Below are 19,543 nucleotides of genomic sequence, written 5' to 3' on the forward strand. Positions count from 1 at the left end.
ATTAACACCAATAAATCCTTTAGATTTTTAATTAACACACGAATTACCACGTGAATAATTAAAAATTCAATCCTTCTAATTTCTCATTATTATCAAATAAAAAAATCGCTTTTCCTTTGACGCTTTTTGCTTTCTCTTTCTCACCTAATTCATTTAAAACAAGGATCCAAGAAAAATAAACATTAATATCTGGGCAAGAACGAGAATAGCTTTCTGCCCAAGACGAAAATAAATTCAAGTAATAGGGGTTCTGTGTCTCGTTATAGCGTAACAAATACCCCATGTTGAGATCCAATTTATAACGATCATTGATTAAGTAATATTTCCACTCGCTATAATCGGGCTCATTCATAGAAAGAAGAAACTGTTGCCCTGTTTTTTCGATATACGTTAAATATTGCTGCGTTTGCAAAGTAAAATACAGCAACCCCATGGATAACAAACCACCTAACGCAATAATTGTTTTCGAACAATACCCTACAATTTTATTTAAATGATACTTTTTAGTTGGAATATCGGCACAACGTATTAGTAGTATCAATACCACCCCATGAGGTATTGATAGCCACAATGGAAACTCTGTCATCATATGAAAAACAATTGGTAACGCAATAACTAAAAAAACATAATTATTATTTTTATTTTTTAATGAAGAATAAAGTAGATACCCACTACCAATAATAACTAACAATATCGCAGCAATGCCAACTACCCCACCTTCAACCATCCAACGTAATATCTCATTATGTGGATGTGATATGACCCTTTCACTGGTTCCAAGTAACCCACCACCAAAGCGCTCTAAAAATACAGATTCAAAACTACCAACACCCGTACCAAATAAAATATTTTCACTAAATAAATATAAACTATGCTGCCATAACACCCATCTAATGTGCGATGTCTGTAATTTACTTTCAGAAAAGTCAGAAATATTAAAACCAATTTTTATTCCATAGCCAATAATAAGACCGATAACAATCGACATTAAAGAATAAAAAATATATTTACGATGATACTTTGCAAAAAAATAAAAAACAATAACAATTAATAATAAATTTAAATATCCAGTTAATGATTGAGACAATGGCAATACCACGCTCATTAAAACGAGACTCACAATGATAATGGCTGACGCATACCATGTGACAGTTCTCATTAAAATAAACATACCTATTGCACTGGCAATGCCAACACAAATAAAACTAGAGAGAACATTAACTTGTTGGAATACGCCATATGGCCTATCCCCTGATATCGGAAAAAAATTAAAAATTTGTGCTATTGAAAATAGGCTCTCAACAATAGCAGAAAATAATATACTGCAAACAATTATTTTCAATACAGTTTCTGAAATATTTATTTGCAGTAAAGCTTGATAAAAAAATAACGCGCCCAATAACCAATATGCTGTCAAGTATGCATTAAACTGGTAATCTTTAGGCGCAAAAAAACACAAGCCTAATAATAAGACCAATCCAATCGTAATATAATTACTCGACTTAGAGTAATATAAGCTTGAATTTTTAATTTGTGTAATATTAACCACTACAATAAAAAAAGCAATAAAAAAACTACTAATTATATTGAATGGTAATGACAAACCTGTTCCGCCCATATTCGGCAGATAAATATGCAATATAATGCCAAAAAATATAACGACAAAACTTAAAAGAACCCATGGATAACGTTCTTTTTTATTATCTTTAATTTTGATTGCAAACATCATGTTTTCATTCGTTATTGATAATTTAATGTATAGTACGCAGTACTATAAAAATTCCCATAGGTAATCGTTTGGTTAATTCTCGCTTCAGGCTCAGCCTCGACATAAGCCTTAAATTGAATTTCCGTATTATTTGTTGCCAGATTTTGTGCTAATGATGGCGTATTCAATTCTATGGGTGTTTCATTTAAGTTTAATAACCCAATACCGATTCCGCTAGCTTCACTTTGGTCACTAATCGCAAGATGGTCAGGAAGATTCTTATTTTCAATTCCATTAAAAGTCACTGTCACCGATTTAAATATAGTCGTATTACAATTCGTTAAATGAATTGAGAAATTTAAAGGTTTCGATTTGCCTTCTTTATAAAGATCTTTGACCGAGATTTGTTGAAAATCAACAGGGACCTTCTCACTTCCAGGCGCTATCTGACATGGCGTAGCAATAACCATGCCTCTGAATGAATAGCTTCCCATATTAGTTGGGATCACACTCGCACTCATCGGCCCCGAGACTAATAAATATAAGCCAATCGACAATAAATATTTTGTACGCTTTATCTGATTATTATTTCGCATGATCGGCCTCATTGGAATTCAGCAAGGATTGTCCCGGTACTTGTAAATTCACCTTCTTCCACACTACTACCAGGCGCAGCTATTGGCGCAGCCGTTAGGTCCCAGGTACCTTGGTTATTAATAAAGTCAGGCACTTGGTATGCTTGATTTGGTTTTACCAATGTACCCGCCACATTATCAGTCACCACAATGCCAAGATTTGTGCGTTTCACGCCGTTTTTTAATGTACCGAAATAATCAGGGTTAAAATCCGCACTGCCTGACGCCCCCGGTAAGAGTGACAGCTTGATATTTAAATCACCTGTCGTAAAACTTCCACCGGTACATTTAACTGGGATCTTAAAGGGCTGAGCATAATTAATTCCATTTAACTGTTCACTCGTATTTGCTACATCAAGAAAATCAATATTAATTGGGTTACCTTCATTAATCGTACACTCATCAGCAACTGTGATAATCCCTGCTCCTAAAACAACCCGAGTTGAAGGGATTGGCGCATAAGCTGTACTGCCATTCGCTGGGCTGCCTTTTTTGGCAAAAACCTGTACCAGCTCAGCTTGGTTGATGGTAATGCCATTAATAATCGGTTTTTTCAGCCTAAACGTGATTGTTCCACTCGACCCTGTCCGTAGCTCGACACCATAATCACGGCTATTAACACTCGGTGGTGTACACTCTATTGGGTCAGATCCCCCATTCCACATATCCTTCACTGGGACAGTAACTTTCTGACCAACCCTTCCCCCTATTTGAATTTCAACTTTTACATCAAAATATTCATTAAGGTTCAGGTACCCTGGGTTTTGCATTGATGTAGGAATGGTTGACATTAAATCAAATGTCATTCCTGAATCAGGATCTGAATTTCCAGGACCTCCTGGCTTCATATAACTTTGGCAGTAAATATCGAAAAAAGGCCAGTTACCCACATCAAAATTGAATACTGTTTCAGCATCTTTCTCATTGACCAGTAGCTGATTATTCATTGTCGCTTCGAATGTGTAAGTCCCCCCATCAGGTATAGCGGAGCCGTGAGGAAAGCCTAAAGCAGATAACGGCATTAACCCTATTGTGAGTAGACCGGCCACAATAGTCATATCTTTTAGTTTTTTGTTGTTGGATACAAACATGGTTATAAATACTCCAGTTTTAGCCTAACTAATCCGCTAAAAGTTCCCGCTGAAACAGACTGTGCTGTAGATTCCAATGAGGCATTAAGTGTAATGTTGTTATCACCAGGTTTGATCACCCATGAACTTGTTGGCTGATTGACCATTAAGTTTTGATGATCTTTACTGGAAATACGTAATCCTGCGCCTCGAACATCGCCTGTAACTCGCACAAGATCAGGGTTAAAAAAATCCGTATCTCCCGCAATACTCAATGAAACTGCGCTTTCTCCCGTCAAGTAATAACGCTGAGCATTTTGAGTTGCCTCTCCAGCAGCATTCACAAATGACTTGGATGCCCCGCGTTGGCAATCTTTGAGCCGAATATTAAATGCAACAGGAGTACTTCTATCGCCAATGCGGTGAAATTCTCTGGCATTGATGTCACCTAAATCGACATACTGCTCTTGTGTTTCTAATTCAAGAACACAAGGTGATGCATAAACGCTTCCTGTCAAATGCACAGTACTATGTACGTCTAGCAATGTTTGGCGAGACAGCTTTTCATCCGCAATTTCTGCAACTGCGGAGAAACTTCCTAATCCCAATAACACGATCCCTAAGCACCTAATGTTCATATCAATACTCCTAGCGAATCTGTTGCTCTGGTGGTAACGCTTTACACGTATTTCCGCTACAACTGTATTTAAGTTCTGGATGACCACCATAATCATTCACATACATCATGGTGAAACTCTCGCCTGAACTATTGACCTTAATATCGAGATGCGATTTAGGGGCAATCATCACTCCTGGAAAATCGGTTAGTTTTTTTCCACCTTCTGCCACTGGTTTATTATTAAGGCTAATAATGGTTACAAAATAAGGTGTTGGGTTTTCAGCACGCCAGTTATTTCCCTGTTTATAAAATATGACTTGGTCTTGCCAAACCGCACTTCTAGATTTAGGAATAATGGCTGTCGGCCGATAAAATAATTTAATACGCGATTGCATCGCTAACTGTAAAACATTCGGTTTATCGGGTTTTGGCGGAACTTCGCGCACATTTAAATAAAATAGACTTTCACGATCTTGAGGTAACTTATCTATCTCGGCTGTTTTTGAAACACGAGCAACCCCTTTTTGCCCCCCATTAATGCGCTGTAATGGTGGCAATACAACTAATGGCGATGTAATTTTTTTCCCATTGGCATCTTCAACCCATGACTGAGCAAGAAAAGGAATACTTGAGCTGGTGTTTGATAAATTAGCACTCGCAGAGTTTTCATCGCCTGTAATAATCAGTCGTGTTCTATCCAGTGAAATACCTGCATAGGATTGCCCTACGCCAACCATCATAACTAGCAAACCACCTACCCATTTATTTATACGAATCGCCATTTTCTCTACCTTATAGAATACTTTTTCAAACTGTCATTACATTATTGGCAAGGCAGCAAAACTGACATGCCCGAATTTATTTTTTCAGGCAGTTGAATTTTACATTGCGCTTTTCCACCCCAAGATACTGTTAACGTTTCTTTAGGATTTACTGCCATCAAGTACGCCAACCCATTTTCCATTAACATGGCAATGTTAATGCCATCAGCGTTTGTCACATCAGCACCAAACGGAGGTACTGTATCGTTATAACGAATGGTGGCAATGAGCTTTTCACCTTGTGCAACATCAAATCGCTGATAACCGATTGCCCCTTCTGTTAATGTCGAGGTTGCGATCGCCTTATTGGTATCAACGTTATTTTTTAACTTATCGACATCAATACGTGTGTCGAAGCTGTAATAGCTGACAATATCAGGCACAACAGAAATACCAGCCCAGTTAGTTCGCGTTTTTTCATGGTTAAACGGCACGCCACCAACACCGTTGGTATCGACCATAATTCTTGCTGTATCTGTTGTACCGGTGCTGTTATGCAATGCAGCACCATGCTTAGTAGCAGTGAAGCCACCGCGCAATGTCCCGTTGATCGATGCCGTTTGTCTTTCTTGATAGCTCACATTGGTATTAACTTCAGCAAGTTGCGTCCGTTTTTGATAATATCCATCAAACCGGACTCGATCATCGCTGCTTCGGCCGGCTCTAACTCGCCATAAATTATTCGTATCCCTGTTATCACTGTAAGACAGCATATGGCTGGTCTTACTACCACTATTTTGCAAGTCGTATCCAGCCCAACGGCTATCACCAACAGGAACTGAAACCGAAAGTGAAATGCTATCGTCACGTCGACCTCGATAGTCAGAACGGTAAGCCGCAATATTGGTTGAGACACCATTGATGCCCATTAGACGAAATGTTCGCCCCACAGATAAGCCATATCTATCTTGAGATGTTTGGTCCCAAAAGGTCTGATGGGTATAAGTTAAGAATACTGTCGTTCTCCAATCAGGATCATCCGCCCAAAAAGTTTTATTCCCTGTAACGGTATACATCTCTTTTTGACGGCCAATACCCAGATATTTGTTTTCACGCTCATCTAAATATTGCGACAGCGTTCTAAACTTATCCTGCGAGAAGCGGTAACCCGCAAAAGTAATCGTACTGTTAAGTTCATCAAATGACTTTGAATAACTCAGACGATAAGAAGAACCCGTTTGTGTGTTATCACCCGGCATTCGGCTAATGGATTGTGTGATATCTGCAGAAAGTGCACCAAATATAGATAAATCGCGCCCTAACCCAGCAGATATTGCGGTGTAATCCCTACCCGCAAAAAGTAGGCCGCCAATGAGTGACCAGTTATTGCTCAGCCCCCAAGAGAAATCTCCCGTGGCAAACATTGGCCCCTCAGGCTTGTGATTAAATCGAGATGGCTTACCGACCGAAGCGTTGTAACGCACATAACCCGGGCGAGTTAAATAAGGGATATTTGCCGTATCAACTTGAAAAGTCGATACCTCGCCGTCATCACCTTCAACTTTGACATCCAAGGTTCCACGGATTGAGCTTTGCAAATCTTGAATACTGAATGGCCCCGCAGGTACCGTCGTTTCATAAACGACACGCCCAGCTTGAGTCACAACAATTTTTGAATTGCTTTTCGCGATACCATTAATCTGTGGTGCATATCCTCGTAGATTCGGCGGTAACATACGTTCATCACTGGCAAGGTTAAAACCAGTGAAACGAATCGTGTCAAAAACCTGAGAACTTAGATAAATTTCACCCAGTGTCAGCTTAGCCGCCATGTGGATCAGAGGACGATATGCATAAAACTGGTTCCAATCGAATTTTCTATCGCCACGCTCGTTATAATTAGCTTGATAATCAGCTCTAAAACGCCATGCCCCCAAGTTAAATCCCGTTTGGCCATATGCTGATAATGAGTGTTTATTTGTATGTGTCGTCAAAGAACGAGAAACTGACCCTGTCAGGTTATAATCAAATATAAGGCCTGAAACCCCTGAATCCCAACGCTCAGGCGGCACCCAACTAGGATCGGAATATTTCATCCATGCCTGTGGAATAGTGATATCCAGTTTGCCTTCATGATTATTAATTTTAACGCCTGAAATAGGTAAAATATTTGAACATTCAGGGGATATGGCTTGGATTTTTTTTAACGCATCTTCTTTGAGCGCTAACATTTCAATTTGCTTAGGGGTAAAACAAACTAATGATTTTTCACTATCGTGAGGATCGGTAATATAAGTGACCTTCTGCTGAGACAATGATTGTCCATTAATATAGAGATCTAATAAATATGTCCCAGGAAATACGAAATTATCTTTAGAGAATCGAGTTAAATCAATATTGTTACGGTCACCAACATCTAATACGTCAACATTAAACTCAACAAGATCATTTGCAGACATATTTGGTGAATAGCAAAGTACTGCAATATATATTGCAAATAGTTTTTTTATATTATTTATATTTCCATTTAAAATAATCATTTTAGTTACTCAGTATTCACTCATTAGGCTAGAGATTTAGCTCAATTCTCTTTTATATGTAATTATTATTAGCTTTAGAAATAATCCATTCTAAACCTTAGAACTCCAGCGAAATCACCTGCCTTAATATGCTTTTGATAAGCAACTAAAATTGCAGTAAAATCTAATCTATTGCGCCCTTCTAATAATGAGTAATCCGGCATTTTTCTATTAAGTTTAAGTATTTCGCCGTGAGAGTCTCTAAATTGAATTCCAAACCCTTCTGAATCGCCGCTTACTTGTAAAAGTTGATCATCATTAACAGATGTCCCCATCATGGTTATTTGCGCGCGTGATGCACTACCTTTATCATTAGAAGGCAACGTACATCCAACGAGCTTTATAGCAAAATTCTTACTCACCAGCATATTGACTTCAGGAGTGATCTCTCGGGCACTGATTTCACCAAAATTAACCCAAAGTTCTCGGCTTTCAGGATCAATCGTACATGAGGCTTCTATTAATTCACCTTGCATTACAATATCACCGGGGGTGTTATTGGCGGTCATTCCCCAACTTAATAGAGGCCATAGCAAACTAGAGCCTAGTGCTATTTTTGCAACCCGAATAGTCATGGATAATACCATTTAGTTATTGGTAGATTTTATTAATGCGGAGTATTTAACACTCCGCATCTTGGTATAAAATCAATTACAAATTATTGGTAATCAATTTTAAAATTGATGGTTGAATCAAAGCTACCTGGAGTTACTGCATTAGATGCATTATCAGATTTTAAATAAGCAACGAATGGAATTGCAGTTTTACCATCAGTTAAATTAACTGCTGTAGAAGCTTGTCCCCAAACAACATCTTTATTTCCATTGTCTCTTAAACCGATACCAGCACCACTTGCAGTACCTGAAGTGAACGCCGCTAATGTATTATCATTAGGGTTAATAGTTGATGGTGTATAAGTTACAGTTGCAGTTTGTGCAACGGTAGTATCACACCCTTGCAGAACGATATCTTTCTTGATATTACCTGCACGCTCACCATTTTTTAAATTAGAAACAGGGATCTGATAAAAGTTTACTTTTACAGGACTTGATTCTTCACTTAAACCACAAGCAGAATTCACTAATTCACCTGAAAATTCGATAGTACCGTTAGTAGGTGTACCAGTATAAGCAGCCATTGCTGCGAACGAAGCAAAGCCTGATGCAAATACAGCACCCATTACAAATTTATTCAATTTCATGATTATTTAATCCTGTATAATACTCGTATAATGTATGTTTCGCCAAATAGTTGTTAATAACAACTTTAGATAAAAATAATCATTATTTTTAATTAAATTAATGATTATTTTTAATAAAGTTATCATATATACAAGTTATATTTACTGATTACACTTTGTAAAATAGGTTAGATTTTTATTAACTGAATTAACGCCACATTTTTTTAGTGTCTTTATCTAAGATAGCAAAATAATTATTTTCATTTTTTATAATACATTGTAATCTTTCATTATCGTATCTATCTATTACATGATTAAAAAGGTCTCTCCATGACTTATTGAATATCAAAAGGATTGTGTCCATCATTTCAAATGTCAGTTTTGTTTTTCCCGTTTCATATCGAGATATCTGCTGTTGACTAATATTCAATCTTTTTGCCAACTCTTCCCCTGTTAAGTTTCGCTCTTTTCTAATTCCTCTCAGATACTGCCCTATTTCTTTATTTATCTCATTAGAAAAATAAGTCATTTAATTTAACCTTTATATTAAAAATTAATTATAGGCACCAATCTGAACCATAGATACCGTCCTAAAATTTTTGATTATTATATGTCTGATTATTTATTTTGTATAATCGATAGAGCAAATTGATTACTATTAAAAACATTTATCGCTCTATTAATATAGGAGAAATGTAACAAAAAAAAATCACACTTAAATTAATAATATAAATAACAGTATGTTATAGATTAAAAACCAAAGCTTACCACCCAAAAAATTACATTTTGATACACTTAAAAATATTAAAACATATTTTTTACTAATGAGATGTATTTTATGGTTAAATTTCAACCACGAAATACAACTTAAAAAAGTAGATTTACTCAGATTTTGTGTTTGTAAATTATATGAGATTTTTTTAAGATTTATCTTAACCTTGTTATTTACAAACACCAACAAATTAATTATAAATTACCGTAAAATTTATAATCGAAATTATATACCACAGAAATCATCACTAGCACCCAATAAATTCCAACACAATCTAAAAACCAGGGCATTTATTACACTAATAATGAGTATTAAGAGATTATATTTCACACATATAATTTTGTGCTTTGATAAAGTGAATGCCTAATACTGAGAAACTTCAGTACTGGCATTAGATAATATCAGGTAGGAATACAATTAAAAAACGTCAACCTTTATTAAGATTTTATTCGTTGTGTTTGCTGGCTCCGCATGCGATAAGTAAACGCACTTCCCACGATGGCTAAATAGATAAATGGTTCAGGTGTTAAGGTTTTTAATGACAAAGTATAGTGGCAAAGCGCCAATATGAGCGTAGGGTAAAGCAGCATATGAATTCTTTTCCACCATACGCCCAAATAAAGGCGTATACGGTTGAATGAACTGACTGCCATCAACAATAAACACAACCAAGCTATCGCGCCAATCACTAAATAGAGCCGCGAAAAAATCTCTTCGAAAAATAGCGCCAAATTATTTACGCCAATTTCAAGTAATAGATAGCTACTTAAATGCAGCACAGCCCAGAAAAAACACCATAACCCCAGTAATTTTCGCGTCTGAAACAAGGCAGTAAATCGCAATAATTTCGCAACCAGTGGGATCAGTACAATAATAACGAGCAAACGTAAAGCCGCTATTCCTGTAAAATGTTGGATATCTTTGGCAGGGTCGGCTCCAAGCCGTTGGGTATCGACTAAAAAAATCAGCCATACCAAAGGGAGCAAAGCAATAAGATGAAAGCACCCTTTGGTTAATCCAACGATGAACTTATTGTCTTGGGGCATCAATAATATCTCCGCAAATCCATTCCTTGATACAAACTTGCCACTTGTTCGCCATATCCATTAAACAACAATGTTGGCTGGCGGGTCACTTGGCCTAAGCCCCCAGCACCAATAAAACGCTCGGTGGCTTGTGACCAACGAGGATGGCTTACATCTGGATTCACATTGGCAAAAAAGCCATATTCGCTCGGCGCTGATAGGTTCCATGTCGTGTCAGGCATTTGCTCAGTAAGGCGAATTTTGACGATAGATTTAATCCCTTTAAAGCCATATTTCCATGGTACGACCAACCGGATCGGTGCTCCGTTTTGGTTGGGTAATGTTTTTCCATAAACGCCGGTCGCCAGCAAAGTCAGTGGATTCATAGCTTCGTCTAAGCGTAGCCCTTCAACATAGGGGTACGATAAACCACCACCAATATAACGACTTTTTTGTCCTGGCATTTGTTCTGGTGCGTAGCGTGTTTCAAAAGCCACATATTTAGCTTTGCTAGTGGGTTCGACTAAAGCCAATAATTTCGCTAAAGGAAAGCCAACCCATGGAATGACCATCGACCAAGCCTCAACACAGCGCATGCGATAGATGCGCTCCTCTAAGGGAAACTTAGTGTTTATGTCATCTAAATTAAGCGTCAGGGGACGATTCACTTCGCCATCTATTGTCACCGTCCACTCATCCGTGACTAAAGTATGGGCATTCTCGGCAGGATCGGATTTACCGAGCCCAAATTCATAAAAATTATTATAACCAATCACTTTATCTTCAGGGGTGAGGGTTAAAGATGGCTGAAACTCTTCAGGTTGAATAAATGTCAGAGGTTTTCTTGGCGTCATCGGAGGTGTTGGCGTATCGTCATTGAACCAAGAAAACAGCCCTGCATTAGCCGTCGTCGCAACGGTTAAACCTGCAGCTCCAATGCCTAAAGCCTTAAGTAGCTGACGGCGTTTCATAAAAAAGAGGGTTTCATCCGTGATTTGAGATGCGGGAATTTTAGGTAACTTTTTCATCATGCGCTCCATAGCAAAAAGGATATGAAATTAGTTATACCGAAAGTACGACAAAAGTGGCTGACAGTAAGATGACAAATTTGTCATCTTACTTAATTGTAGGAAATTTCAGGGTAATGGTACTGGTTCCTGCATGGTGTTCAAAACTCGCTGATCCGCCATGTAATCCGACTATCGCTTTCACAATCGCTAACCCGAGTCCTGTTCCCTCTGTCGTTCGAGCATTATCCCCGCGCCAAAAACGGGTGAAAATTTCATCACTATTTTGTAGAGGTTCACCTTGGTTAGTAATTTTAATTTCTCGCTGTTGCGGCAGCGCAATAATTTGGGTAACGACGCGAGTGCCTGAGTGAGAATATTTAATCGCGTTGGAGACAATATTCACTAAAACTCGGCTGAGTAATACTGGGTCAGCATCCAGAGTCAGGGATGAGGGCTCACAATACAGCTCAATCTGTTTTTCTTCTGCATAGGCAGAAAAGAGTTCGTAAACATCGTTAACTAACGTATATAAAGAAAGTTTATCTCGATTTAAGGTAATATTTTTATTTTCCGCACGGGCAATAAACAAAGTACTTTGGATCATTTGTGACAGTTTATCGAGCTCTTCAATATTACTGACTATCATCCCTTCATATTCGCTAACACTGCGCGAGCGCTGAAGTGTAATTTCATTTTGTACCCGAATCGCATTAATTGGGGTTCTCAACTCATGCGCCAAGTCATCAGCAAATTGAGTAAGTTTGACAAAATCATGCTTTAACCGCTGGCGCATCGTATTCATTGATTCGCCCAGCTCTTTTAGCTCTTGTGGTAGCTGATCAATATCGATTGGATCATTTAATGCATGAACGTCTGTTTTGACCGTTATCTGGCTCAATGCTTGAATGTCGGATAACCCTTTTTTCAACAGCCATAAGCTAAGTAGCCCCATCAGCAAAATTGAGAGGACAGAAATCACCACGCTTTGGGTGAGATATTGAGCCAACACGCCACTACGGTCGACAGAAACTTTACCAAGTACCACATGGAGCGGCCCTATTGGAGAATTCATCGAAAAATAGACCGCAGAAATAGGGATGCCTTGAGCAGTTTGCCAATGGTTAATGGCATTGATATTTAGCTGCTCAAGATTGACTAACTGAAGAGGTTGGGAGCCCAATAACTCGCGATTGGTTGTGACCAATATTTGCCCTGCTGCATCAGAGATTTGGATCAAGTCTTGGCGCATGTCCATCATGCTTTGGAAATACATGGGAAGTGTTTTGATATCAATGCCACCAGCGATGAGTTTGGCAAGCTGCTCCGCACGGTTAACCAGTAAATTATTATCTTGTTGAGATAGTTCATTTTTGAGTGAATGATACAAAATCCATGTCACCACTCCAGCATTAGTAACCATAAGAATGATAAACAGAGAAATAAGTTTGAATCGAAGTGATTTCTTTTTCATTCTATTGGCCTATTTAAACGGTATCCCATCCCTCGAATGGTTTCGATGAGTTTAACGTCAAATTCATCATCGATTTTTTTTCTCAATCGACGGATAGCCACATCAATAATATTCGTGTCACTTTCAAAATCGATGCCCCAAACTTCGCTAGCAATTAAGGTTCTAGGTAAAATTTCATCGCAATGTAGAACGAAGAACAGCAATAAGGAAAACTCTTGCCGAGTTAAGGTGATTTTCTTTCCAGCCCGCTCAACATCGTGGCGAGTTAAGTCGATTTTTAAATCCGCAATAGTTATGGTGGTTGAGGCTGGCTGGTTAATTTTTAATTGGTTTTTAACCCTAGCTAATAATTCAGAAAACGAAAACGGCTTCACGAGATAGTCATTGGCACCAAGCTCTAAACCTTTAATTCTGTCATCAACGGCATCCCGCGCAGTGAGGCAAATCACCGGTATGTTTTTAGCTGTGCGTAAGATTTTTAAAATTTCCCAGCCATTCATACCAGGCAGCATGATATCGAGGATCACCAATTGATAACTGTTTTCTAAGGCAAAATAGAGACCATCGCGACCATCATTAGTCACATCAACGAGAAAACCCGCTTCTTCTAACCCATTTTTGACCCACACTTGGGTTTTTAGGTGATCTTCAATTAATAGTATTCTCATGGGAACCTAATAGTGACTTTATTTGACTTAACTCCATTTCATCTTAAAGAAATTTTCCCTTTAAAGAAACGGGTAGGAATTTAACCATAAAATACTCGGAGAAAGACAGCGGGAAAAAACAACATGGGGCCATTAAAAGCAACTCGTAGAATGGTGAGTGGGCCGACACGAAAAATGGAAATTAGCTGCTTTCATCGACGAGTAAGTATTGTTTCGTAGGCAAATAATCCCTTTTCCCTCGCATTTATAACACAGAATAAAAATTGATTAACCAAATATAAAACTTTAGTTAATTAGTCTTCAATTACCGACTTGGCGGATAATAAATAATTTTTTATTTCACTCATAGAATAAAGGCATTATATTTATCTAAAAAAATTAATGTGTTAGGTCGATTAATTTAGATATGATTGACCTTTTTTGACTAAATAGGGAAACGTTCATGTCCACTCGTAAGTATTTAACTCAACAGGAAATATCTCGACTTTTAGCTGCTTGTCATTTGTCGCGACATCCCGAACGTAATTCTTGCTTAATTTATATGTGCTTTATACATGGTCTAAGGGCAAGCGAAGCCCTATCGCTAAAATTATCTGATCTTAACTTAGAAAGTAATGAACTTTATGTACACCGTTTAAAGAATGGTTTTTCAGTTAATCACCCACTGATTGATGAAGAGATCCCACTCATTAAAGCTTGGCTAAAAATTAGAAATACATGGAAAGGGAAAGAAAGCCAGTGGTTATTCTTATCTGAAAGAGGGACTGCCATGACTCGCCAGCGCTTTTATCAACTTTTTTCACGACTTGGCGAGCTAGCTGAGCTGACCCTAGGTATTCATCCCCACATGTTACGACATGCATGTGGTTATGCATTAGCGGATAGAGGTGCCGATACGCGTTTAATTCAGGATTATTTGGGGCATACGAATATACAACATACCGTACGATACACAGCAAGTAACCCTGCAAGATTTCGGGGAGTGTGGTAAGAAAGGTGCTATATGGTGGGATAAAGGCGCTAAAAGAGTTGTCAAAATGCACCAAATTGACAAACGTAATGAATTAGGTGCATCTTAAGTTAAATGAAAATACACGTCAAATACGTAGCGTGTAAATAACGCTATGTATACATTACTAAAAATAAGTACATTCCATTATTAAAAGATCATTGAATTTATTAATTTTTTCACACATTCAAACTCTCCATGCCACTTCAAACTTACACATTGTAATATTCTGAAATGCTTTATTTGGAATAATTAACTAATAATTTTAAAAATAAAATACAAAATTAAAATTATTCATTCATTAATGAAATATTTAACTAACAATATACAACTATTGTCAATTTGGTGCATTTTGACAACAGTTAAATTAGTAAATCATTCAGTTTCGTGAGGAAGATTTTATGCAATCTAACTTATCTCCTAAAGAAATTGTCGGGGGTAATATATATAAAGCCCGCCGAGCAAAAGGATTAAGTGGCTCTGAGTTAGCTGATTTACTTTTATGCTCTCAGCAACATGTTTCACGTATTGAGCGCGGAGTTATTCGACTACACCTAGAGCAGATTAAGCAAATTGCGAACTCGCTTGATATTGATATTAATTGTTTATTAGATGGTGTTGGATTTCAAAATAACTCAGTAAATTATATCCATAATATGGAATGTTATTTTAAAGCTGAAGGATGGTTTTCTGGATCTAGTCAATTTATGAAATAGGTTTAACCTTATGTCAGAAAATATAATAAAACCAACATTTAATATTATTGTAGGAAAAAAAATAAAAAAACACAGAAAAGAAATGAAATTAACTGCTGAGGAACTAGGGAGATATATTGGCGTAAGCCAACAGCAAATTTCCCGTTATGAATCAGGAGTTAACCATATTAACATTGATTTTTTATCTCAATTATCTGAGTTATTTAAAGTACCAATTCAAGTTTTTTTAATAGAAGACTAAATATATTTTTTAATTATTAACAATTCAATTTCATTTTTAGTATTTGATTTTTAAATCAAATACTAGTGCTTTGCTTTTTTCCAGTTCATTGCAAATAGAGTGTCTGCAATGAGCAATGAAAACTGACACTCATTCTTTACTTAACAATAAACATAGGACTTTATATTCATGAAAATGAAATCTATTGCAATGGCAACTTTTATGGCTCTGGGATTAGCTTCTGCAGCAAACGCAGCAGATCAAGGCCACGGTAAAGTAACGTTCAAAGGCGCTATTATCGATGCTCCATGCTCAATCTCTCCTAGCTCAATCGACCAAACAGTTGAATTAGGTCAAATTTCTAACATGGCATTAGTTGATGGCGGTAAATCAACTCCACGTCCATTCGAAATCACTTTAGAGAACTGTGATATCACTAAACTGACTAAAGGTGTTCAATTAACCTTCAGTGGTGCTGCTGCATCTTTCGACAATACCAATAAAACACTGGGTATTGTTGGTACTGGCGCAGGCGCTGGTGTTCAGATCACTAATGGTAGCGGCAATGTGGTGACTTTAGGAACAGCAGCACCATTCCAACAAATTCAAAATGGTAACAACACACTGAATTTCGCTGCTTACTTAAAAGGTAATGGTGGCGATATCGACACTATCACTGCCGGTGACTTTAGCTCAGTAGCGGATTTCACTCTGTCTTACGAGTAATTCATCTTGAGCCAACAAATTAATTTGTTGGCTCATTCCGACTGAATTGGGTGTAAGAGAGGGAGCAATGAATAATTCGATAACCAGTGGAGTGTTTTCATTGATCTTAAGTATAGGCACGTTGACTGCGGTATCAACTGCATATGCTCAAGGCTCAGTGAGTATGAATGGAAGCATTATTGAAACAGCATGTGCAATTGATGTCGGCAGCCGTGATCAAACTATTGATATGGGAAGTATTGCGCTGACTCAAATTCGCCGTGATGGGCAAGGACCTGCTCGCCCTTTTGTTATCCGATTAGTGAATTGTGTTCTTGAACGCCAAAATCCCGACAAACCGAATTGGCAATACTTTCGCGTAACATTCGATGGCTCCCATGACAGGGGGTTATTTGGTGTGAACGGACAAGCTCAAGGTGTTGGATTACAAATTCAACGTGAGGGAGATGGTGAAATTGCCATACCTGGCCAAGGAATGTCAGTGAGCTCCCTAACAGCAGGAACAAAAGATCTCACCTATCGGCTACGGTTGGTGGCGAATAACCGCCCATTGGCATCAGGCCAATACTACAGTCAATTACGTTTCAAACTGGATTATGAATAGTCGGTTCCTCTTATAAATGAAACTCCCCTTTGTAGGATGAGCTTCGTGAGCGAAATGACATTACGGATAAAAGAACGCAAAAGAAGGTCGAGATGATGACCCTGAATTTCATTCACACGCCTGTGTTACAGATAACTCGGCCTTGCAGATTAGGGCTTTTAGTCGCGTTGGCTATTAGCTTTGGTGGTCACGCATCCGATATTAAATTTAATATGGATATGCTAGACGTCAATGATCGTAACAACATTGATCTAAGCCAATTTGCGCGTCCAGGCTATCTCATGCCTGGTGAATACAGTTTTACGGTTTTCTTAAACAAGCAAAGCATGCCGGAAGAAACTGTCTTTTACTATGCACCTGAAGGTGAGTCGAATGAAAGCCTCCCTTGCCTGAGCCCTGCTTTAGTTGAAAAATTCGGTATCAAACCTGAATTGATGTCGACGTTAAAGTGGTGGCACGAAGGACAATGTTTATCGCTTGAAAGTTTACCCGGAACTGAAGTTAAAGCCGACCTTGCAACTTCGGCTATGTATATTAGTTTGCCGCAAGCCTACCTCGAATATACCGCTGAGAATTGGGATCCTCCTGCACGCTGGGAAGAAGGGTTACCCGGCGCATTGTTTGATTACAACTTAAATGCACAAGTGGGCCAACAAACCCGCTCAGGACAACAAACCAACTACAGTACCAGCGGTAATGGGGTTGCTGGCGTTAACTTGGGTGCTTGGCGTGTTCGTGCTGACTGGCAAATGCGTATTGATAAGCAGCAAGGGCAAAGCACGACCACATCACTAGATTGGACTCGTTATTATGTCTACCGAGCAATCAAATCCTTAGGCGCAAAACTCACCTTAGGTGAAGATTATTTAACCTCTGATATTTTTGATAGTTTCAGATTTACAGGGCTTAGCCTGATTACCGATACCAATATGCTACCACCTAATCTACGTGGATACGCACCAGAAATTACTGGGGTAGCAAAAAGTAATGCAACCGTCATCGTGAGCCAACAAGGACGCATTATCTATCAAACTCAAGTCGCTGCGGGCCCATTCCGTATCCAAGACCTAAATGATGCATTAGCTGGGCAAATCGATGTTGAAGTTAAAGAACAAGACGGCTCAACACAGACTTTCACTGTAAATACTGCAAGTGTTCCATATTTAACACGCCCGGGGCAACTGCGTTACAAATTAGCCGCAGGGCGCCCAACAAATTGGCGCCATCATGTTAGTGGCGATACCTTTGCAAGTGGCGAATTCTCTTGGGGGGTTAACAACGGCTGGTCACTATATGGTGGTGGAATTGGTGCAGAAAACTATGCATCCGCGGCTATAGGGATTGGTCGTGACTTAATGGTATTCGGCGCATTGTCATTCGATATTACTCATGCTCGGGCGCATTTAACCAACTTAGGTGATATTGGCAATAAAACGTATCGCGGAAGCTCGTATCGTTTAAGTTACTCTAAACGTTTTGATACCTATAACAGCCAAGTGACATTTGCAGGATATCGATTCTCTGAGCAAGGTTTTATGAGTATGTCTGAGTATTTGGATGCGCAGGAAACGGGTGCACGCCAATACAACAGCAAAGAAATGTATACCATCTCTTATAACCAACAATTTTCAGAGTTAGGGCTAAGTGCATTCATCAATTATTACCATCAAACCTATTGGGATCAACCGGATAACGACCGCTATAGTATTTCGTTAGCTCGCTATTTTGATATTGGGAAATGGAAGAATCTTAGCCTCAACTTGACGGCATATCGAAATCGTTATCGTGAAAACAATGATGATGGCGTATACGCGTCACTCACAGTGCCTTGGGGTGAAAAAAGTTCCATTAGTTATAACAGTAGCTGGGATAAAAATGATAACTCACAGCGCGTGAGTTACTACAGCACCATCGATGAAAGAAATAACTATCAGTTAAGTACCGGATGGGCACGTTCAGGTGCACTTGTGAGCGGCTATTACACTCATCAGGGAGACTTAGCACAGCTCAACGCGAACGCAACGTACCAACAAGACCGTTATCGATCTGCGGGGTTCTCTTTACAAGGTGGTTTCACCGCAACGGAGAAAGGTGCCGTACTGCATCGTGGTAGCCAAATTGGTGGTACTCGCATATTTGTTGATACCGATGGAGTACCTAATATCCCATTACGTGGTTACGGCTCGATTGTGCGCACTAACCGCTTTGGACAAGCCGTTATTAGTGACGTGAATAGCTATTACCGTAACCAAATTAGCGTTGATTTGAATGCATTACCAGATGAAGCGCAAGTGTCTCAATCTATAAAGCAAGGCACTTTAACGGAAGGGGCAATTGGCTACCGTCAATTTGATGTTGTCGCAGGAAACAGTGCGATGGCGTTGTTAAGGCTGTCGGACAATAGCACACCACCTTTCGGGGCAATTGTCTTAAATGGTCGTGGTCAGCAAGTTGGTATGGTGGGTGATGATGGAAATACCTATCTCACTGGTTTAAACGCAAAAGATACCTTGCAAGTTCGTTGGGATGACCAAGTGCAGTGTGAAATCACACTCCCTGATACCTTGCCAGAAGATGAATACTTACAGGCAAGCTGGTTATTACCGTGCCACAAACCGGGAGCAAAAGCCACATCGCCAGCGACCATAAAGACACAATCAGCGAGTCGTGCATTAGAAGCAATGCCGAGAGCATCAGAACTCGTTGTGCCTGTTGTTGAAAGAACAGCGCCAAAGGAGTCAAGCCGCTGGTTACAAAAATAATAAAAATG

Annotated in this window: 19 protein-coding genes; 6 read left to right on the plus strand and 13 right to left on the minus strand. The window is 38.8% G+C overall.

The window, feature by feature from the left end:
* Positions 1 to 58: 58 nt before the first annotated feature.
* The 13 genes from FVA72_RS19130 to FVA72_RS19190 all read right to left on the minus strand — a co-directional run bounded on the left by FVA72_RS19130 (position 59) and on the right by FVA72_RS19190 (position 13,498).
* A complete protein-coding gene (locus tag FVA72_RS19130; RefSeq protein WP_110591115.1) occupies positions 59 to 1,729 on the minus strand; it encodes an O-antigen ligase family protein in 1,671 nt (556 codons plus the stop codon).
* A gap of 11 nt (positions 1,730 to 1,740) precedes the next feature.
* On the minus strand, positions 1,741 to 2,304 hold the full coding sequence (locus FVA72_RS19135) for a fimbrial protein (protein WP_071585866.1): 564 nt from the start codon (positions 2,302 to 2,304) through the stop codon (positions 1,741 to 1,743).
* 8 nt (positions 2,305 to 2,312) lie between these two features.
* Positions 2,313 to 3,434 (minus strand): fimbrial protein, encoded by a 1,122-nt coding sequence (locus FVA72_RS19140; RefSeq protein ID WP_110591114.1) that lies wholly within the window; start codon positions 3,432 to 3,434, stop codon positions 2,313 to 2,315.
* A 2-nt stretch (positions 3,435 to 3,436) separates the two neighbouring features.
* Positions 3,437 to 4,051 carry a fimbrial protein gene (locus FVA72_RS19145; protein WP_004259573.1) on the minus strand — a complete coding sequence of 205 codons (615 nt, stop codon included), beginning with the start codon at positions 4,049 to 4,051 and terminating at the stop codon, positions 3,437 to 3,439.
* Between the two features lie 10 nt (positions 4,052 to 4,061).
* Positions 4,062 to 4,814, minus strand: a complete 753-nt coding sequence (locus FVA72_RS19150; protein ID WP_004259578.1) for a fimbrial biogenesis chaperone — start codon at positions 4,812 to 4,814, stop codon at positions 4,062 to 4,064.
* A gap of 41 nt (positions 4,815 to 4,855) precedes the next feature.
* Positions 4,856 to 7,333, minus strand: coding sequence for a fimbria/pilus outer membrane usher protein (locus FVA72_RS19155; protein WP_094962364.1), 2,478 nt, complete (start codon positions 7,331 to 7,333; stop codon positions 4,856 to 4,858).
* Positions 7,334 to 7,407: 74 nt separating this feature from the next.
* Complete coding sequence (locus FVA72_RS19160) at positions 7,408 to 7,947, minus strand: fimbrial protein (protein WP_164456107.1); 540 nt, start codon at positions 7,945 to 7,947, stop codon at positions 7,408 to 7,410.
* 83 nt (positions 7,948 to 8,030) lie between these two features.
* On the minus strand, positions 8,031 to 8,573 hold the full coding sequence (locus FVA72_RS19165; RefSeq protein ID WP_004259591.1) for a fimbrial protein: 543 nt from the start codon (positions 8,571 to 8,573) through the stop codon (positions 8,031 to 8,033).
* A 187-nt stretch (positions 8,574 to 8,760) separates the two neighbouring features.
* A complete protein-coding gene (locus FVA72_RS19170; RefSeq protein WP_004259596.1) occupies positions 8,761 to 9,081 on the minus strand; it encodes a helix-turn-helix domain-containing protein in 321 nt (106 codons plus the stop codon).
* A gap of 680 nt (positions 9,082 to 9,761) precedes the next feature.
* On the minus strand, positions 9,762 to 10,370 hold the full coding sequence (locus FVA72_RS19175) for a sulfite oxidase heme-binding subunit YedZ (protein ID WP_096865079.1): 609 nt from the start codon (positions 10,368 to 10,370) through the stop codon (positions 9,762 to 9,764).
* Positions 10,370 to 11,377, minus strand: a complete 1,008-nt coding sequence (gene msrP, locus FVA72_RS19180) for a protein-methionine-sulfoxide reductase catalytic subunit MsrP (RefSeq protein WP_036958075.1) — start codon at positions 11,375 to 11,377, stop codon at positions 10,370 to 10,372. Before msrP ends, FVA72_RS19175 begins: the two co-directional genes overlap by 1 nt.
* Positions 11,378 to 11,465: 88 nt before the next feature.
* Positions 11,466 to 12,830, minus strand: a complete 1,365-nt coding sequence (locus FVA72_RS19185; protein WP_004259604.1) for a heavy metal sensor histidine kinase — start codon at positions 12,828 to 12,830, stop codon at positions 11,466 to 11,468.
* Positions 12,827 to 13,498 carry a heavy metal response regulator transcription factor gene (locus FVA72_RS19190; RefSeq protein WP_004259607.1) on the minus strand — a complete coding sequence of 224 codons (672 nt, stop codon included), beginning with the start codon at positions 13,496 to 13,498 and terminating at the stop codon, positions 12,827 to 12,829. The genes FVA72_RS19185 and FVA72_RS19190 overlap by 4 nt, the downstream gene beginning before the upstream one ends.
* Before the next feature lie 442 nt (positions 13,499 to 13,940).
* On the opposite strand from FVA72_RS19190, the gene FVA72_RS19195 reads away from it, so the two are divergent.
* From FVA72_RS19195 to FVA72_RS19220, 6 genes are all read left to right on the plus strand, one after another.
* Positions 13,941 to 14,489: a tyrosine-type DNA invertase gene (locus FVA72_RS19195; protein WP_014657972.1), complete on the plus strand. Its 549-nt coding sequence runs from the start codon at positions 13,941 to 13,943 to the stop codon at positions 14,487 to 14,489.
* 419 nt (positions 14,490 to 14,908) lie between these two features.
* Positions 14,909 to 15,223, plus strand: a complete 315-nt coding sequence (locus tag FVA72_RS19200) for a helix-turn-helix domain-containing protein (protein WP_004259612.1) — start codon at positions 14,909 to 14,911, stop codon at positions 15,221 to 15,223.
* A gap of 10 nt (positions 15,224 to 15,233) precedes the next feature.
* Entirely contained in the window at positions 15,234 to 15,464 is a 231-nt protein-coding gene (locus tag FVA72_RS19205; RefSeq protein ID WP_110591112.1) for a helix-turn-helix domain-containing protein, read from the plus strand.
* A gap of 168 nt (positions 15,465 to 15,632) precedes the next feature.
* Positions 15,633 to 16,169, plus strand: coding sequence for a fimbrial protein (locus FVA72_RS19210; RefSeq protein WP_004259621.1), 537 nt, complete (start codon positions 15,633 to 15,635; stop codon positions 16,167 to 16,169).
* Positions 16,170 to 16,236: 67 nt separating this feature from the next.
* A complete protein-coding gene (locus FVA72_RS19215; RefSeq protein WP_004259625.1) occupies positions 16,237 to 16,773 on the plus strand; it encodes a fimbrial protein in 537 nt (178 codons plus the stop codon).
* Between the two features lie 92 nt (positions 16,774 to 16,865).
* Positions 16,866 to 19,535, plus strand: coding sequence for an outer membrane usher protein (locus FVA72_RS19220; protein WP_110591111.1), 2,670 nt, complete (start codon positions 16,866 to 16,868; stop codon positions 19,533 to 19,535).
* Positions 19,536 to 19,543: the final 8 nt, after the last annotated feature.

It is taken from the genome of Providencia sp. PROV061 (assembly GCF_011045655.1).
Taxonomy (GTDB): domain Bacteria; phylum Pseudomonadota; class Gammaproteobacteria; order Enterobacterales; family Enterobacteriaceae; genus Providencia; species Providencia hangzhouensis.

Coding starts and splice junctions, on each gene's coding strand:
- FVA72_RS19130 (WP_110591115.1), bottom strand. CDS start 1,729: ATGATGTTTGCAATCAAAATTAAAGATAATAAAAAAGAACGTTATCCA.
- FVA72_RS19135 (WP_071585866.1), bottom strand. CDS start 2,304: ATGCGAAATAATAATCAGATAAAGCGTACAAAATATTTATTGTCGATT.
- FVA72_RS19140 (WP_110591114.1), bottom strand. CDS start 3,434: ATGTTTGTATCCAACAACAAAAAACTAAAAGATATGACTATTGTGGCC.
- FVA72_RS19145 (WP_004259573.1), bottom strand. CDS start 4,051: ATGAACATTAGGTGCTTAGGGATCGTGTTATTGGGATTAGGAAGTTTC.
- FVA72_RS19150 (WP_004259578.1), bottom strand. CDS start 4,814: ATGGCGATTCGTATAAATAAATGGGTAGGTGGTTTGCTAGTTATGATG.
- FVA72_RS19155 (WP_094962364.1), bottom strand. CDS start 7,333: ATGATTATTTTAAATGGAAATATAAATAATATAAAAAAACTATTTGCA.
- FVA72_RS19160 (WP_164456107.1), bottom strand. CDS start 7,947: ATGACTATTCGGGTTGCAAAAATAGCACTAGGCTCTAGTTTGCTATGG.
- FVA72_RS19165 (WP_004259591.1), bottom strand. CDS start 8,573: ATGAAATTGAATAAATTTGTAATGGGTGCTGTATTTGCATCAGGCTTT.
- FVA72_RS19170 (WP_004259596.1), bottom strand. CDS start 9,081: ATGACTTATTTTTCTAATGAGATAAATAAAGAAATAGGGCAGTATCTG.
- FVA72_RS19175 (WP_096865079.1), bottom strand. CDS start 10,370: ATGCCCCAAGACAATAAGTTCATCGTTGGATTAACCAAAGGGTGCTTT.
- msrP (WP_036958075.1), bottom strand. CDS start 11,377: ATGAAAAAGTTACCTAAAATTCCCGCATCTCAAATCACGGATGAAACC.
- FVA72_RS19185 (WP_004259604.1), bottom strand. CDS start 12,830: ATGAAAAAGAAATCACTTCGATTCAAACTTATTTCTCTGTTTATCATT.
- FVA72_RS19190 (WP_004259607.1), bottom strand. CDS start 13,498: ATGAGAATACTATTAATTGAAGATCACCTAAAAACCCAAGTGTGGGTC.
- FVA72_RS19195 (WP_014657972.1), top strand. CDS start 13,941: ATGTCCACTCGTAAGTATTTAACTCAACAGGAAATATCTCGACTTTTA.
- FVA72_RS19200 (WP_004259612.1), top strand. CDS start 14,909: ATGCAATCTAACTTATCTCCTAAAGAAATTGTCGGGGGTAATATATAT.
- FVA72_RS19205 (WP_110591112.1), top strand. CDS start 15,234: ATGTCAGAAAATATAATAAAACCAACATTTAATATTATTGTAGGAAAA.
- FVA72_RS19210 (WP_004259621.1), top strand. CDS start 15,633: ATGAAAATGAAATCTATTGCAATGGCAACTTTTATGGCTCTGGGATTA.
- FVA72_RS19215 (WP_004259625.1), top strand. CDS start 16,237: ATGAATAATTCGATAACCAGTGGAGTGTTTTCATTGATCTTAAGTATA.
- FVA72_RS19220 (WP_110591111.1), top strand. CDS start 16,866: ATGATGACCCTGAATTTCATTCACACGCCTGTGTTACAGATAACTCGG.